At 53.8% G+C, this 15955-nt stretch carries 13 protein-coding genes, 6 tRNA genes, 1 other RNA gene and 2 pseudogenes; 15 read left to right on the top strand and 7 right to left on the bottom strand.

Going from position 1 to position 15955, the window contains the following annotated elements:
* The first annotated feature begins 326 nt into the window (after positions 1-326).
* The gene (gene nadB, locus JG725_RS15690; RefSeq protein WP_199378748.1) at positions 327-1928 is read left to right on the top strand and encodes an L-aspartate oxidase; all 1602 of its coding nucleotides are present in this window, start codon (positions 327-329) and stop codon (positions 1926-1928) included.
* Positions 1929-1961: 33 nt separating this feature from the next.
* Here nadB and JG725_RS15685 read toward each other — a convergent pair whose 3' ends face one another.
* The gene (locus JG725_RS15685; protein ID WP_199378746.1) at positions 1962-2708 is read right to left on the bottom strand and encodes a tRNA1(Val) (adenine(37)-N6)-methyltransferase; all 747 of its coding nucleotides are present in this window, start codon (positions 2706-2708) and stop codon (positions 1962-1964) included.
* A 133-nt stretch (positions 2709-2841) separates the two neighbouring features.
* Here JG725_RS15685 and srmB point away from each other — a divergent pair, with 133 nt between their 5' ends.
* Complete coding sequence (gene srmB / locus JG725_RS15680; protein WP_172290939.1) at positions 2842-4173, top strand: ATP-dependent RNA helicase SrmB; 1332 nt, start codon at positions 2842-2844, stop codon at positions 4171-4173.
* Positions 4174-4242: 69 nt separating this feature from the next.
* Here srmB and grcA read toward each other — a convergent pair whose 3' ends face one another.
* Entirely contained in the window at positions 4243-4626 is a 384-nt protein-coding gene (grcA, locus tag JG725_RS15675) for an autonomous glycyl radical cofactor GrcA (RefSeq protein WP_172290938.1), read from the bottom strand.
* A 364-nt stretch (positions 4627-4990) separates the two neighbouring features.
* On the opposite strand from grcA, the gene ung reads away from it, so the two are divergent.
* Positions 4991-5677, top strand: a complete 687-nt coding sequence (gene ung / locus JG725_RS15670) for a uracil-DNA glycosylase (RefSeq protein WP_172290965.1) — start codon at positions 4991-4993, stop codon at positions 5675-5677.
* A 100-nt stretch (positions 5678-5777) separates the two neighbouring features.
* Here ung and JG725_RS15665 read toward each other — a convergent pair.
* The 3 genes from JG725_RS15665 to gltX form a co-directional block, all read right to left on the bottom strand.
* A tRNA-Ala gene (locus JG725_RS15665) sits at positions 5778-5853 on the bottom strand.
* A 46-nt stretch (positions 5854-5899) separates the two neighbouring features.
* Positions 5900-5975 (bottom strand) — tRNA-Ala (locus JG725_RS15660).
* Between the two features lie 232 nt (positions 5976-6207).
* Positions 6208-7623, bottom strand: coding sequence for a glutamate--tRNA ligase (gltX, locus tag JG725_RS15655; RefSeq protein ID WP_199378744.1), 1416 nt, complete (start codon positions 7621-7623; stop codon positions 6208-6210).
* A 272-nt stretch (positions 7624-7895) separates the two neighbouring features.
* On the opposite strand from gltX, the gene JG725_RS15650 reads away from it, so the two are divergent.
* From JG725_RS15650 to JG725_RS15630, 5 genes are all read left to right on the top strand, one after another.
* Positions 7896-7971, top strand: a tRNA-Val gene (locus JG725_RS15650).
* A gap of 43 nt (positions 7972-8014) precedes the next feature.
* Positions 8015-8090, top strand: a tRNA-Val gene (locus tag JG725_RS15645).
* Positions 8091-8134: 44 nt separating this feature from the next.
* A tRNA-Val gene (locus JG725_RS15640) sits at positions 8135-8210 on the top strand.
* Between the two features lie 7 nt (positions 8211-8217).
* A tRNA-Lys gene (locus JG725_RS15635) sits at positions 8218-8293 on the top strand.
* A 45-nt stretch (positions 8294-8338) separates the two neighbouring features.
* Positions 8339-8466, top strand: a non-coding RNA gene (locus JG725_RS15630) — RtT sRNA.
* Between the two features lie 76 nt (positions 8467-8542).
* On the opposite strand, the pseudogene JG725_RS15625 reads toward JG725_RS15630, so the two are convergent.
* Positions 8543-8662: pseudogene (locus JG725_RS15625) on the bottom strand (integrase domain-containing protein); the annotation flags it as partial.
* Between the two features lie 413 nt (positions 8663-9075).
* Here JG725_RS15625 and JG725_RS15620 point away from each other — a divergent pair.
* From JG725_RS15620 to JG725_RS15590, 7 genes are all read left to right on the top strand, one after another.
* On the top strand, positions 9076-9420 hold the full coding sequence (locus tag JG725_RS15620) for a hypothetical protein (protein WP_172290936.1): 345 nt from the start codon (positions 9076-9078) through the stop codon (positions 9418-9420).
* A 100-nt stretch (positions 9421-9520) separates the two neighbouring features.
* Positions 9521-9982, top strand: a complete 462-nt coding sequence (locus JG725_RS15615; RefSeq protein WP_172290935.1) for a hypothetical protein — start codon at positions 9521-9523, stop codon at positions 9980-9982.
* Between the two features lie 129 nt (positions 9983-10111).
* Positions 10112-10915, top strand: a complete 804-nt coding sequence (locus tag JG725_RS15610; RefSeq protein ID WP_172290934.1) for a hypothetical protein — start codon at positions 10112-10114, stop codon at positions 10913-10915.
* 36 nt (positions 10916-10951) lie between these two features.
* Complete coding sequence (locus JG725_RS15605) at positions 10952-11644, top strand: ABC transporter ATP-binding protein (protein WP_199378742.1); 693 nt, start codon at positions 10952-10954, stop codon at positions 11642-11644.
* Positions 11637-12836, top strand: a complete 1200-nt coding sequence (locus JG725_RS15600) for an ABC transporter permease (protein WP_199378740.1) — start codon at positions 11637-11639, stop codon at positions 12834-12836. The genes JG725_RS15605 and JG725_RS15600 overlap by 8 nt, the downstream gene beginning before the upstream one ends.
* Positions 12829-14292, top strand: coding sequence for a TolC family protein (locus JG725_RS15595; protein ID WP_199378739.1), 1464 nt, complete (start codon positions 12829-12831; stop codon positions 14290-14292). Before JG725_RS15600 ends, JG725_RS15595 begins: the two co-directional genes overlap by 8 nt.
* Positions 14285-15544 carry an efflux RND transporter periplasmic adaptor subunit gene (locus tag JG725_RS15590; RefSeq protein ID WP_199378737.1) on the top strand — a complete coding sequence of 420 codons (1260 nt, stop codon included), beginning with the start codon at positions 14285-14287 and terminating at the stop codon, positions 15542-15544. Before JG725_RS15595 ends, JG725_RS15590 begins: the two co-directional genes overlap by 8 nt.
* 45 nt (positions 15545-15589) lie before the next feature.
* Here the strand turns inward: JG725_RS15590 and JG725_RS20720 are convergent.
* Positions 15590-15921: pseudogene (locus JG725_RS20720) on the bottom strand (transposase); the annotation flags it as partial.
* Positions 15922-15955: the final 34 nt, after the last annotated feature.

Below are 15955 nucleotides of genomic sequence, written 5' to 3'. Positions count from 1 at the left end.
ATAGTACTGCCAGCCATATAGTTATACCCAGAGCAAGCTCTAGCTTGGAGTCAATACATGACATAAAGTTCCGGGTAATCAATTTCTTCTGCTTACCGTTGTTTAACCCCGTACGTAACGCTTTCACGTCAACGCCCCTGGTTTTTTCATTTATCATGGCGCAGACCTGACCGATCATACGATAAATCCACCACATTAGCACGGCCCGGGCCCTCATGGAGTCCGGTATTTATACATCTTTACAGGGCCGTAAAAATCAATACAGGGATAAAACATTGAGTGCTAACATCGGTTTTCCTCTTCTTTCTTACGTTGACGACACGAACATGCAACCGACCACTGAATACTCCTGTGATGTATTGATCATTGGCAGCGGCGCTGCCGGGCTGTCTCTCGCCCTTCGTCTGGCCGCGCAGGCAAACGTTACCGTTCTCAGCAAAGGCCCGCTTAATGAGGGCTCGACTTTCTATGCCCAGGGCGGTATCGCCGCGGTTTTCGATGAGACCGATAGCATCGATTCACATATTGAAGACACATTAATCGCGGGTGACGGACTGTGCGAACGCCAAGCCGTGGAGTTCATCGCCAGCAATGCCAAAAGTTGTGTGCAATGGCTGATCGATCAGGGCGTCTTGTTCGATACGGAAACCAGCACCAACGGTGAGGCTCGCTATCACCTTACCCGCGAAGGGGGGCATAGCCACCGCCGCATACTGCACGCGGCTGACGCCACCGGGAAAGAAGTGGAAAATATCCTGGTACAAAAAGCCCGCTCTCATCCCAATATCCATATTATGGAACGTTGTAATGCCGTCGATTTGATCACGTCCGATAAGCTAGGTCTGCCGGGAACCCGGCGAATTGTCGGCGCTTACATCTGGAACCGTGAACGGGAAGTCGTCGAATCCTGCCGGGCGAAAACCGTGGTTCTCGCCACCGGCGGCGCATCCAAGGTGTATCAATACACCACCAACCCGGACATTTCATCCGGCGATGGCATTGCCATGGCATGGCGTGCGGGCTGCCGGGTGGCCAATCTGGAATTTAATCAGTTTCACCCTACCTGCTTATTTCACCCGCAGGCGCGAAACTTCCTGCTGACCGAAGCCCTGCGTGGGGAAGGCGCTTACCTGAAGCGCCCTGACGGCAGCCGTTTCATGCCTGATTTCGATCCCCGGGGCGAACTTGCCCCGCGTGATGTGGTTGCCAGAGCCATTGACCACGAAATGAAGCGTCTTGGCGCTGACTGCATGTACCTGGACATCAGCCACAAACCTGCCGAGTTTGTGAAGCAGCATTTCCCCACCATCTATGAAAAGCTGTTGTCGTTAGGCATTGATATCACCCGTGAAGCGATCCCCATTGTTCCTGCCGCGCACTATACCTGCGGCGGCGTGATGGTCGATCAGCATGGGCATACCGATGTCGACGGGTTGTATGCCATCGGCGAGGTGAGCTATACCGGACTGCACGGCGCAAACCGCATGGCGTCGAACTCTTTACTGGAGTGTCTGGTATACGGTTGGTCGGCATCGGAAGATATCCTGCAACGCCTGCCGCAAATCATGCCGGCAGGAGAATTGCCGGCCTGGGATGAAAGTCAGGTCGACAATTCGGACGAACAGGTGGTTATCCAGCATAACTGGCACGAGCTAAGGCTATTTATGTGGGACTATGTCGGGATCGTGCGCACCACTAAACGACTGGAACGGGCGCTGCATCGCATTATCCTGCTCCAGCAGGAAATCGACGAGTATTACTCGCATTTCCGCATTTCCAATAATTTGCTGGAGTTACGCAATCTGGTACAGGTGGCCGAGTTAATCGTTCGCTGCGCGCTGGACAGAAAAGAAAGCCGCGGATTGCACTACACCCTTGATTATCCAGACCGGTTCGATGCGCCTAAACCGACGATCCTTACGCCCTAGCCTCACCGTTATGTAGGTTCCCGATCGCGGAACCTACATAAACAGATAAAAATCTTTTGTCAGCGCCTGAAATTCAGTGGAATAGCGCCGATCCGCATCACGAATCACCAGTTGCCGCGTCAGACACTCTCCCGATTGCGGTGATAGGGCGAGCAACGTGCGATGCGCAGGCCGCGAATGATATTCGCTTACGTCCAAGCGCTGACGGAGAAACCAATTCCGCCGCTGCGCCAGCGGAATAAAATCGTCGGCAATCGCCGTCGGCAACACCACACAGAACACGCCGTCGGGCGTTACCAGACACCGCACGCAGTCGAGCAGGATCTCATGCGTCAGCGCGGTGGTGTAACGCGCCTGCGCTCGCTGCGCGGTGCCGCAGGCGACGCCGGGCGCATAATAAGGCGGATTGCTGACAATCAGGGGGTAACTCGCCGGGCCGGCGGCCGCGAAATTCACAACATCATCAACATAAACGCGCATACGTTCAGACCACGGCGACGCCGCGATATTTTCACCGGCCTGACGGCCTGCCGCCGCATCCAGTTCAACCGCATCAATCTGCACGTGATGACGGGTTCGCTGCGCCAGCATCAGGGCGATCAGGCCAGAGCCGCAGCCAATATCCAATATGCGCGATACGCCGGCTACCGGCGTCCAGGCGCCCAACAATATGCCATCGGTGCCCACCTTCATCGCACAGCGATCGTGCGCGACAAAAAATTGTTTGAAAGTAAACCCGCCGCCACGCAGCGTCGGTTTATTATCAGATTGCACACTCATGATTATGCGTTCCAGATTAAAACCGTCGTAGCATAGGATAAACATCTATACAGTAAAAGCGCGGTTGTCGGTTTAAACAGGTGAAGAACACGGCCAATGCGTCTATAATCAGCGCCCCAAACAGAGGTAGACCATGACAGCAACACATTTTTCCGAGTTAGATCTTGATGACAGCCTGTTAGACGCCCTGCGCGATATGGGTTATGAACGTCCGACTGCAATTCAGTCGGCGGCAATCCCGCCGGCAATGGACGGCCGCGATGTACTGGGTTCAGCGCCGACAGGCACGGGTAAAACCGCCGCGTACCTGTTGCCGGTCTTACAGCATCTGTTGGATTTTCCTCGTAAAAAATCCGGGCCGCCTCGCATTCTGATCTTAACGCCGACGCGCGAACTTGCCATGCAGGTTGCCGATCAGGCGCGCATCATGGCCGCCCACACCCATCTGGACATCGCCACTATTACCGGCGGCGTGGCTTATATGAACCACGCCGAAGTGTTTAGTGAAAACCAGGATGTTGTGGTTGCCACGACGGGGCGTTTGCTGCAATACATTAAAGAAGAAAACTTTGATTGCCGCGCGGTGGAAACCCTGATCCTCGATGAAGCGGACAGAATGCTGGATATGGGATTCGCGCAGGATATCGAGCATATCGCCGGTGAAACCCGCTGGCGTAAACAGACTCTGCTCTTTTCCGCCACGCTGGAAGGCGAAGCGATTAAAGACTTCGCCGAGCGTTTGCTGAACGATCCGGTCGAAGTTGAGGCCGATCCCTCACGCCGCGAGCGTAAAAAAATTCTGCAATGGTACTACCGTGCCGACGACATCAAACACAAAACGGCTCTGCTTTGCCATCAGTTAAAACAACCGGATGTCACCCGCTCCATTGTTTTCGTGCGTAAGCGCGAGCGCGTTCATGAACTGGTTGCCTGGTTGCGGGAAGCGGGCATTACCGCCTGTTACCTCGAAGGTGAAATGGTGCAGGCCAAGCGTAACGAAGCGATTAAACGCCTGAGCGACGGTCGGGTGAACGTGCTGGTTGCAACCGATGTCGCCGCGCGCGGCATAGACATCAATGATGTCAGCCATGTGTTCAACTTTGACCTGCCCCGTACCGCGGACACCTATCTCCACCGTATAGGACGCACGGGCCGTGCGGGTCGCAAAGGTTGCGCCATCTCTTTTGTTGAAGCGCACGACCATCTTCTGCTTGGCAAAATCAGCCGTTACCTGAATGAACCGCTCAAGCCGCGCATTGTTGAAGAGCTGCGTCCGGCCACCAAAGCGCCGAGCGCCAAAACCACGGGCAAGCCGTCCAAGAAAGCGTTGGCCAAGCGGCAAGAAAAAAAAGAGAAAGACAAAGAGAAGGCCAAAGTCAAAGTGAAAGTACGTCACCGGGATAGCAAAAACATCGGTAAACGTCGCCAGCCGAAGCAAAAAACTGACGAATCGGCCGGCAAATAACACGCAAAAAAAGAAAGGGAGCCGCGGCTCCCTTTCTTTTTAATCCAGGTTTCGAATAACCCCGGAAACTTACAGGCTTTCAGTAAAAGTACGGGTGATAACGTCGCGCTGCTGTTCCGGCGTCAAAGAGTTAAAACGCACGGCATATCCAGAAACACGGATTGTCAGCTGCGGATATTTTTCCGGATGTTGAACGGCATCTTCCAGCGTTTCCCGACGCAGCACGTTTACATTCAGATGTTGACCGCCTTCCACGCGCACTTCCGATTTGATTTCCAGCGGGACTTCACGATATTCGATCTGGCCCAGATCGCTTACCGGCACGATTTGATCTTCGCTATAACCGGATTTTGCACAGACACAACGTGCCTGAGATTTTTCTTCGTCCAGCAACCAGAAGGAGTTGATCAGCGCACTGTTGTTCGCTTTGGTGATTTGAATACCAGTAACCATTATTGCCTCCGTAAAACGGCGTATTATTGTCTTAATTGAAAATTGGTATCAGTAACAAACTATCGTCAGTTCTTAACGTTTGCATAAAACCAACCGTATCTGACTCCCTGTATACCAGTACAAGGTGGGGGTAACCTTGATTTAAATCAATTTAAGAACCTTGCATAATCAATCGATTCGGGCAATTTATTGTTTTATATCAAATTTAACCACCCGCATAATTGCAATTTTTTTGTAAATTTTCAATTTATTTTCAAAACAATCAATCACTCCCGCACTTTTCCTGTCGGTACGATTTTACCTCGGCACAATTGAACGGTAAGCTACCGACAATAAAATCCACCCTATGGACAGAGAGTGCATGATGGCGACTTCCCTAACCTGGCATGACGTACTGGCGCAAGAAAAACAGCAGCCCTACTTTATTAATACGCTTGAATTCGTCGGCAAAGAACGCGCCGCTGGAAAAACCATTTACCCTCCGCAGAAAGATGTCTTTAACGCTTTCCGCTTTACCGAACTTCATCAGGTTAAAGTGGTTATTCTCGGTCAGGATCCCTATCACGGCCCTAACCAGGCGCATGGACTCTCTTTTTCCGTTCGTCCCGGCGTTCCTGCGCCGCCGTCGCTGGTCAATATTTATAAAGAACTGGCTAATGACATACCGGGCTTTGAAATCCCACGACATGGCTTCCTGCAAAGCTGGGCCGAGCAAGGGGTGCTGTTGCTGAATACGGTGTTAACCGTTGAGGCCGGTCAGGCTCATTCCCACGCTAATCTGGGCTGGGAAACTTTTACCGATCGCGTTATTGCGGCATTGAATGAGAACCGGGAAGGGCTTGTCTTTTTACTGTGGGGATCGCATGCGCAGAAAAAAGGCAACATTATTGACCGCCAGCGCCACCACGTTTTAAAAGCGCCGCACCCCTCCCCTTTATCGGCCCATCGCGGCTTCCTGGGGTGTAAACACTTTTCCCAGGCCAACCGGCTCCTTGAGCAACAAGGATTGGCTCCGATAGACTGGATGCCGCGTCTGCCGGAGAATCAATAAGCAAACGCTGCCTTCAGCCAATGGAGGCAGTAATTTTACCCACGCAAAAAATCGGGATGACGTAGATAAAGGCAGATAAACAGAAAGAGATATCTTGATTTGGTGGAGCTAAGCGGGATCGAACCGCTGACCTCTTGCATGCCATGCAAGCGCTCTCCCAGCTGAGCTATAGCCCCACATATGTGGAATGTTCGTAATACGGAAACCAAACCCAAAGGAGTTTGGTGGAGCTAAGCGGGATCGAACCGCTGACCTCTTGCATGCCATGCAAGCGCTCTCCCAGCTGAGCTATAGCCCCGTTCTGTGACAGACAGTATCCGTGCGAACGGGTCGCATAATATGAAACCCGATTAGCAGTGTCAACGGCTAAATCTGTTTATGCGCTTAACCGCTGAAAAAGACGCCAAACCGCTCGTCATTCAGATGAAAATGGCAACAGAAGCGTCGGATGCCGCGTATTGTTACCATAAAAAACCCCGGCAGGCGCCGGGGCGAAGATTCTATTGATGACCGCAGTTTAGCAACAACGGTTATTGCTGAGCTTCACGCTCGGCGATAAACGCCAGCGCTTTATCAATACGCGCCAGCGATCGCTGCTGACCGACAGCCTGTACCGTAACATCGACGCCGGGAGACTGTCCGGCGCCGGTCACCGCCACACGCAGCGGCATACCGACTTTGCCCATGCCTTGTCCCAGCTCATCGGCGGTTCCCTGAATAGCATGATGAATGTTTTCCGCCGTCCAGTCAGTAATCGCCGCCAGCTTGGCGCGAACCAACTCCAATGGCTGACGGGCAACCGGACGCAAATGCTTCTTCGCCGCATCAGCGTCAAACTGGTCGAAATCCTCATAAAAGTAACGGCAGGAAGCCGCAATCTCTTTCAGGGTTTTGCAGCGCTCGCCCAGTAATGTAACCAGTTCGCTCAGTTGCGGGCCGGTACGGGTATCAATGCCCGCCTGTTCGATATGCCACGCCAGATGCGTCGCCACATATTCCGCCGGCAGGTGATTAATATAGTGGTGGTTCAGCCATTGCAGCTTTTCGGTATTAAAAGCACTGGCGGATTTGCTGATGGCATCTAATGAGAACAATGCTTTCATCTCGTCAACGGAGAAGATTTCCTGATCGCCATATGACCACCCCAAGCGCACCAGATAGTTCAACAGCGCTTCAGGCAGGTAGCCATCATCACGATACTGCATCACCCCGACGGCGCCGTGACGTTTGGAAAGCTTTTTACCATCGTCGCCCAGGATCATGGAAACATGGGCATATTCCGGCACGGGAGCGCCCAACGCTTTGAGGATGTTGATTTGACGCGGCGTATTGTTGATATGGTCTTCACCACGGATAACGTGGGTGATTTCCATATCCCAATCGTCGATCACGACGCAAAAGTTATAGGTTGGCGAGCCATCGGTACGACGGATAATCAGATCGTCAAGCTCCTGGTTACTGAACTCGATGGGACCGCGGATGCGATCGTTAAAAATAACCGCGCCCTCCTGCGGGTTGCGAAAACGCACCACATGAGGTTCATCAGCGGAATGATGCTCATGGGAATCACGGCAGCGTCCGTCATAACGCGGCTTCTCGCCGTTCTCCATCTGTTTTTCACGCAACGCGTCCAGACGTTCCTTTGAGCAATAACACTTATAGGCCGTACCGTTTTCCACCATTTGATCAATGACCGCATTATAACGCTCAAAGCGTTTGGTCTGATAATACGGGCCTTCATCCCAATTAAGATTCAGCCAGTTCATACCATCCATGATGGCATCAATCGCATCCTGCGTGGAACGCTCCAGATCGGTATCTTCAATACGCAAAACGAACTCGCCGTTTTGATGACGGGCAAACAGCCAGGAATAAAGTGCGGTACGGGCGCCGCCGACGTGAAGATAGCCAGTTGGACTGGGCGCGAAACGGGTTTTGATTTTCATTTGGGATTACAAGCCTTATTACGCAACGGCTGCCGGCGGATACCGACATGAGTTCAAATAACAAAAGTGGACAACATTCTATCATTCTGCCCCGAATCCTCAACGCTGTAACGAACCACAGCACGGTTTATTACTTATTGAAGTGAATAAGGAAGCATCGGTAACGACCAGAAATAAGACGTCCTGCCTAATTTTACAACGAACGGCCATTTTACTTTTAAAAAGCGTTGACTCACTTTCAACTATCCCTATAATGCGACTCCACACAGCGAGGGTGATTAGCTCAGCTGGGAGAGCACCTCCCTTACAAGGAGGGGGTCGGCGGTTCGATCCCGTCATCACCCACCACTCTTTCGAGTGCCGCGTTGTGTAAGTAAGAAGAAGTGAGATTGGGTGATTAGCTCAGCTGGGAGAGCACCTCCCTTACAAGGAGGGGGTCGGCGGTTCGATCCCGTCATCACCCACCAATCTCATACCAGCGATCTTCTTATAGCAAGTGAAGTACAGAAGTGGGTGATTAGCTCAGCTGGGAGAGCACCTCCCTTACAAGGAGGGGGTCGGCGGTTCGATCCCGTCATCACCCACCACTTCTGCGGGTCGTTAGCTCAGTTGGTAGAGCAGTTGACTTTTAATCAATTGGTCGCAGGTTCGAATCCTGCACGACCCACCAATATCCGCAAAGTTTTACCTCTCCGAAGTCAATCCACTTATCTTTATATTGCACGAGTCGTGCGGGTGAGAACCTGCGTTCAGGTTCGAGCCGAGCGAAGCGAGACAACAACGCGTCAGCGTTGACCCCGAAGGGGCGAGGCCAAAGGCCGAGTCATCCTGCACGACCCACCAATTCATCTTCTTGGGATACCTTTATAGAGTCCGGAGAAGTAAGAAAACAGAATATTGCACCACTCCATCACTGTCATGAGCGTAATCCCATCAACCTCGAGAGTTCCAGCGCCGCCGCCATCCCGGCGTCTTTTGCGCGAGCGGTTTCCAGCACCTGCCGGTAATACTCCGCCATGATAGCCTGCCGGGTGCCATTTCCTTGACGAACAGGAAAAAGTACTTCACCCATCCTATTGAGGATAAAGCGAATAAAGTCATACAGTTAGTAGAAATCCCGGAAGAATCTATATTGAAGTAACGATCAAAAGATAATTGTTTTTATAGATCGGCAAGATCATATCGATCGGTTTGGCCGATCAGTACCACTTTGTTAGTGGTTCATGCGATGGTTTAAAAATTGAGCAAAAAAATAAATTTCAGAAGAGGCAAGCGTGACGATAACCCATTGTATATAAATAATAAAATGAAAATACAGTGAAAGCATTAATGCAGTAAATAGTAAAGAATTAGTAAAGATTTAAATAATTGTGTCGATATTTGATCAGACAGACTTTTCCGCCTGTTTCTAATGAAATCGACTGACGCTATTGATACCTCAAGGATTGGGATATGGAAATCAACACAGCCACGACGGCCTATATTCAGGTGCAAAATACGCCAAGCAACACTTCAAAGACGGTGCAATCACAGGCTTCACTGGCGAATGGCTTGTCAGACAAATCGTTGTCAACTTCCGGGCTGTTTAGCCTTAGTGGCGAGGAACTTATGATGTCCCGCCTGTTTCGTGATGCAAATGCTAACCCTCCAGTTATAACGCAGTTGACGGAAACTACGATAGCCATGTCCTCAGTCAACTTACTCACCAACGATGACCGCGAGATGCCGTCCGAGCTGTACGATCAAGTCCAACAGCAGAGGATAACGAATCTATTGGAACGGCTGAATAAACAGTAGCAGGGATGAATGGCGGCATAGTAAAGAAGCCGTGCCGCATATCGGGCAAGATGTGTTTGTTATTAAATGTGTGAAAAATCAATATATGGAGATATGTGATATGCGAATTAAAAAAAGTATTCTGGCTACGATTACAGTTGCGTCATTGTTTACTGCTGGCGCGGCTTATGCTGGGCCGGTAACTATTACATTTAAAAACCTCGGAACCGCACCGGCAAAATATTCCCCAGTGACAACTAACGAAGTTAGCACAAGCGTACTAGCGAAACCTGCGCCGGAAACTTCTGTTGTAGCAAAAGGAACCGATAAATATATTGTGCAAAACCTCATTACGTCTGACGCAAATGCCGCAGTAGTTCGCTACACCATTGGCAAAAAAACCTGCGTTTTTGGTACGACGTTTGTAAATGAAGTTATTCCGGGGGGATTGTTTAGCGGCACAATTCCCAAAGTACCAAAATGGAACAAAACGGCGACAGCAAGCGGTGGGGCTACTTGTAAAGCCACCATCACGTCAACCAGTATAACTGGCGCATGGGCGGTTGAATTTACCATGAAGTAATTATCCAGAAATGGATAGCCCCATCGTCACCAACAGGTGGCGATGGGTACTGTTATTAAAATGTATTGTGGTGTCGATTTAATTTATTTTCAATTCAATCAGGCGACACTATAACGAATGGAGAAGTTTATGGTCAGCATCAATAAATTTTCAATAACCACGTTAACTAACGAAATAAGTAATACATCGAGTTCAGCAATTAAAAATCAAGTGAGCAGCGATTCCGTACAGAGTGAACAAAATAAATCCACCAATACAACATCCACTAAGGTGTCGTCTTTCGCCCAGCAATTAAGTGATGCAGCTACTCGAGCAGAAAAACGCGACGCCAGTCTTAGCCGCAGCGAACTCAAGACCAAAGCCGAGTCAATTCTTAAAGAGATCACCGACGCGAATTATTATACCGATTCGTATAAAAAAATTTATGACGCCGAAATTCCCGATACAACTGACCCAGATTTGCTGGCTAGGGCAAAACAGGCCACTGATTATTTAAACGGTAAAGCAAGCAATCCCTTCAAAGGAATGTCGCGGGAACAACTCGCCCTGATCACCTATGATGACAGTGGTGCCTTCACCGTCAATGAACGTCGGGCGGCCTGGTCGGAATCATATGATCAGGAACAAGCATGGCGTGAGAAAATCGTGGCAAAAATGGAAGCGGAATATAACCGAACTGGGAAAATCACCAAATCACTCTCTGATATTCTAGAACATTATCAGTCGCTACCTGCAATAGAACAGGCACAATATCCGACAGGTTATGAAGCACGATTGCAGTCGGTAATTGCGTCAGATTCTTCATCGCTTACAACAAATAGCACCTCCCTGTTTAGTACGCTGAATAACTGGAAAAACGAGCTACAGGAGAAAAATTCCCATCTCGTTCCGATGAGCCTTTTCACCCTGCTTGCCAATGACAATAAAAAATAATCCGTTATCGTCCCTGCCCGCAATGCTGGGGAATTGATGGAAAATACGCCGTTGCTCTGCCTGCAAAGCATCACCCACGCCTACCGTACCGGCGCATCCATGCAGTCGGTGCTGCATGATGTTTCTCTATTCATTCCTTCCGGCCAGAGCTGTGCCATTGTCGGCGCGTCCGGTTCGGGCAAAAGCACCCTGCTGAATATCATCGGGCTGCTCGACCAGCCCAGCGCCGGGCGTCTGTTGCTGAATGGTCGCGACATGGCGCAGGCATCTGCCGACGAACGGGCCAGAATGCGCAATCAGGTTATCGGTTTCGTGTTCCAGAGTTTCAACCTGCTGCCGCGCCTTACCGCGCTGGATAACGTGGCGCTGCCGCTGCTCTATCGCGGCCATTCCCGTCATGACGCTCGCCAGGCGGCACAAAAACAACTGGAACGGGTCGGGCTGATCGATCGCGTCTGTCACCGTCCGGCGGATCTGTCCGGCGGTCAGCGCCAGCGCGTCGCCATCGCCCGCGCCCTGGTTGGCGAACCGTCTTTACTGCTGGCCGACGAACCCACCGGCAACCTCGACAGCCAGACCGCCAGTGGAATCCTCTCGCTGTTGCTGACGCTGAACCGTAAACAGGGTGTCACGCTGGTGATGGTGACGCACGACGAATCCATCGCCCGGCAGATGCAGCGCCGGATTCAGGTATGCGATGGGCGCATACAGGAAGAATGCTATGTCTGATACTTCCCATTGCCCCTACGGCCCTTCGCTGCGCCACACCCTGACCGAACCGCTGGATAGCCTGCGACAGTTGGGACGTCGGGCGCTACTGGCCCTGCTGGGTATCGCTGTCGGCTGCGCGTCGATGGTCGCACTGCTGAACATCGGTCACAATGCGGCGGCAGACGCCATCAGTACATTTAAAGACATGGGCAGCGATATGCTGGTTGCAAGCTTTTCCGCAGCAGAATCGGGCGGTCAGCGCCGCGCGCCCGTCACACTGGATACATTGGCACTGACCCGCGCCTTACCCGGTATCCACTACGCTGCTCCGCTTATCCTGACCTCAACCGACGCCCGCCTGAACGGTCGAAATTTCAGTACTATTGTGGTCGGCACCAGCGCCGAGCTGGCTCTGGCGATGGAGCTACGCATGACGCAAGGCCGTTTCCTCACCCGTTACGATCGCCAGAGCACCTATGCGGTGCTGGGCGCGAAAGCCGCCATTGAACTGGGCGCGTCACTCGGCAACCGGATACAGATCGGCGGCTATCTGTTCGAGGTGGTGGGTGTTTTGCAGGAACGAGGGCAAAATCCCCTGATCCCGGTGCCAGTGGACGAGGCTATTCTGCTGCCCGTCGAGGGAATCCGTCGTCTGGTTCCCTCCCCGGAAATTGGTACCGTAGTGGCGCGAGCCCGCGATGGCGCCACGCTGCCGCAGCAGGCCGCCGCGCTGCGCAACTACCTCTCATCGCTTGCTCCAGGCCGCGAGGTAACGGTTCAGATCCCGCAGCAACTGTTGGAGGGGATGGCGCGCCAGTCGCGCACCTTCACCTGGCTGCTGGCTGGGCTGGGCGGGATCGCGCTACTGGTGGGCGGCGTGGGCGTGATGAACGTCATGGTGATGAATGTGTCCGAACGGCGGCGTGAAATCGGCGTGCGCATGGCGTTGGGGGCACGCCCACAGGATATTGGCCGCCAATTTCTACTGGAAGCGGTCGTGCTGGCAGTGGCCGGGGCGTTGGCCGGGTCTGTTTTCGGTCTGGCCGCCGCCTGGCTGTTCGTAAAACTCTCCGGCTGGGCCTTTTCCCTGTCGCCGCTGTCGTTGCCGCTGGGGATCATCAGTTCGCTGCTGGTCGGATTGTTCTTCGGCCTGTATCCGGCCCTGACGGCGGCCCGGCTCGAACCGGTAAGGGCGCTGCGCGATGATTAGAGCCTTTACTTCCGTCCTATTGCTTATCAGCCTGAATGCTTCGGCCGCGCTGACCGATCGTCTGTTGCCGTCCCACCCCACCCGTCCGGGAGCCAGCGCTGCGCGGCTCAATGCGCAAATCATTGATCTGACGTTGAGCGACGCTATCTACCTCAGCCTGCGCGACAACCGCGTTATCCGCAGCGCCTATCTGGATCGCGTAGCGCAGAAATTCGATCTGCTGGTGGCCGAAGACCGATTCACGCCCAAACTGGTGCTAAGCGGCAGTTATCTGGCGGCGCGAAATCATGACGACCGCTACCGCCAGCGCGACATTGCCCCCACCACCACGCTGCTGACGCCCTACGGTACCCAGTTCAGCCTGGCCTGGACGCATCGAACCACGCAGGCCGACGATGCCGGAAACGACCGCAACGACGGGGCCAGCATCACCGTTATTCAGCCGCTGCTGCGCGGCGCGGGCCGTGAAGCCGCCACCGCGCCGGTGCGGCTGGCCCGGCTGACCGAACAAGCCAACAGCCTGATGCTGAAAGCCACCGTCGCCCAGACCATTACGCAGATTATTGTCGCCTACCGGGAACTGCTGCGCGCGCAAGAGCAGTTGCAAATTGCCAACGATGCGCTGACGCGCTCGCGTCAGTTGCTGGCCGTAAACCGTTCGCTGATCGCTGCCGGGCGAATGGCGGAGTTTGACATTGTGCAGACCGAAGCGGACGTGGCGACGCAGGAACTGTCTTACGAAGACGCGCACAACCAGCTCGACAGCAGCCGCCTGGAACTGCTGCAACTGCTGGCGCTGGATTTACGCACGCCGATCCGCGCCGCCGAAAAGCTACAGGTCAGCCGAGTCAGCGTCAGCCCCGCCGAGGCGCTGAAACAGGCCGAAGCCATGCAGCCCACCTACCTCACGCAGTTGATCGCCGGCGAACAGGCAGATATCAATCTGGCGGTGGCGCGTAACGAACGGTTGTGGGATGTGTCCCTGGTGGGCGGGGCGAGTCAGCAACGAAACCGCAACGCCGCGGCGGACGGCTCACGCAGTTGGGAAAACTATGTCGGCGTGCAGGTGGAAATTCCCATCGGCGACATGAGCCAGCGGCAGGCGGAAGTGCAGGCGCGGGTGAGCGTGCAGAATCAGCGTGTACAGCTCGCCGAGGCCCGCCAGCAGTTGGAACGCGACGTCACCAATGCCGTGCGCGGTATCGGCGTACGCTGGCGCCAGTTCGAAATCGCCCAACGCGCCCGCGATCTGTCGCGCCGCAAGCTGGATATCGAACGGGATAAGCTCACCGTCGGGCGCTCCAGCAACTTTCAGGTGTTGAGCTATGAGGCCGACCTGCGCAACGCTGAAAATGCCCGGCTCGACGCGCTGATCGCCTATCTCAACGCCCAGGCCGAACTGGATCAGACGCTGGGAACAACGCTGCTAAGCTGGGATATCTCACTCAATGATTAAAATCGTACGCTTCTGGTCGCGCCGCTTAGCCGCGCTGACAATCCTGATCATCCCGATTGCCGTAACCGGCATTTGGCGGTTCTGGTCGGAGCCAGTCGCCGACGCACCGCAAATGCAATGGCTGCGCATCGAACCACAGGTGCTGGAGAACCGGCTGGGACTGATCGGTCGGATTCAAGCGGCCACCCATCTGACGTTCTCCGCGCCGTTTGAAGGCACGATTAAAAGCGTGTTGGTCGCCGAAGGGCAGCGTGTAGAAAAAGGGCAACCGCTGCTGACGCTGGATACAGGTCTGCTGGATATCCAACTGCGTCAGGCGCTGGCCGAACTGCTCAAGGCGCAGCGCATGGAGCAGGAACTGCAACATTGGGAACAAAGTCAGGAAGTGGCGCGGGCGCGCCGCACCCTGAACAACGCCCGTATCACGCTGGCGAACACCGAGACCAGCCTGAAAGACACCCGTACACTGTTTGAGCGCGGTATTGTAGCCCGCATGGAAGTGGATGCGCTGAAACAGCAGGTGCAGGCTCAGCGGCAAGATCTGGCCGCCGCGCAAGAAGAGTTGCAGGCCACGCTGAACAAGGGGCGCGGCGAAGATCGTCAGATTGCTGAAATGGAACTGGCGAATGCTAAATCGCGTCATCAGGCGCTGCTGGCTATGCAAGCGCAGCAGGTAGTGCGCGCGCCGTTCGCCGGTGTGCTGGTACGACCCGCCGTAACGGAAACCAGCAAGTGGCAACCGCCGCAACCGGGGATGCATATCGCACAGGGTATGCCGCTGTTCGGCCTGATTAACCCCGAGCGTCTGCAAGCCGTCGCCAGCATTGAAGAGGCCGATCTGCACCAGCTACGCGAGGGGATGCCAGTGGAGATCGACGGCGACGGCTTCGCCGGGCTGACGCTGCAAGGCCGTATCCAGACTATCGGTATCGAGGGCCGAGCCGCCGAATCCGAGAGCGCAGGCGCTCGCTATGACGTGCTGGTCGCCATCGACACGCCATCCCCCGAAAAGCGCCAGCGTCTTCGGCTGGGGATGAGCGCCCGACTTTCGGTGGTGACGTACCGCAATGAACAAGGGATTGCCGTTCCCGCCGAAGCGCTGCGCACCGACGATGCGGGCAACAGCTATGTGATTTTCCGTCCCGACGCCGCCAGCGCGCCACGGCGAATCGATGTGACGCCGGGGCTTGCCGTGCCGCCGGGTGTTGAGGTGGCGGGCCTATCCACGGGAGAGATAGAAATCGACAAATAAGTCTATCGTTAACAAACGCCTTCTACTGAATAAAACCATCTATGTGATATGTGACCTGCTTTCTATTAATGCGGATGCTTTTGAGGACGTTGCGCGTTTGCTGACGCAAGTGTAATCCGGAACGCTCATCAGGGATAAAATGAAGTTAAGGAAACCCTGAGCAGCACTTAATGTGAGCCGGAACACGCCTTTAATCATCAGGACAGTAGATGGCAAGATCAGAGTCGCGCCGTGATTGCCCTCATGACCAGGGTATAGCGGTCTCATACCCTACCTGAAAGAAAGCCATCTTCCAGCCAGAAAGTAATGGAACCACGATTGATGAGCGCTTTGTAACAGCAACGCTGTCCCTGACCATAAAAAAACGCCCTATGCAGAGCGTTTTTCCAGATTTGATATCACAACCAGACT

Source organism: Brenneria sp. L3-3C-1 (genome assembly GCF_016456245.1).
Taxonomy (GTDB): Bacteria; Pseudomonadota; Gammaproteobacteria; order Enterobacterales; family Enterobacteriaceae; genus Brenneria.
This window is presented reverse-complemented; position numbering and strand designations above follow the sequence as displayed.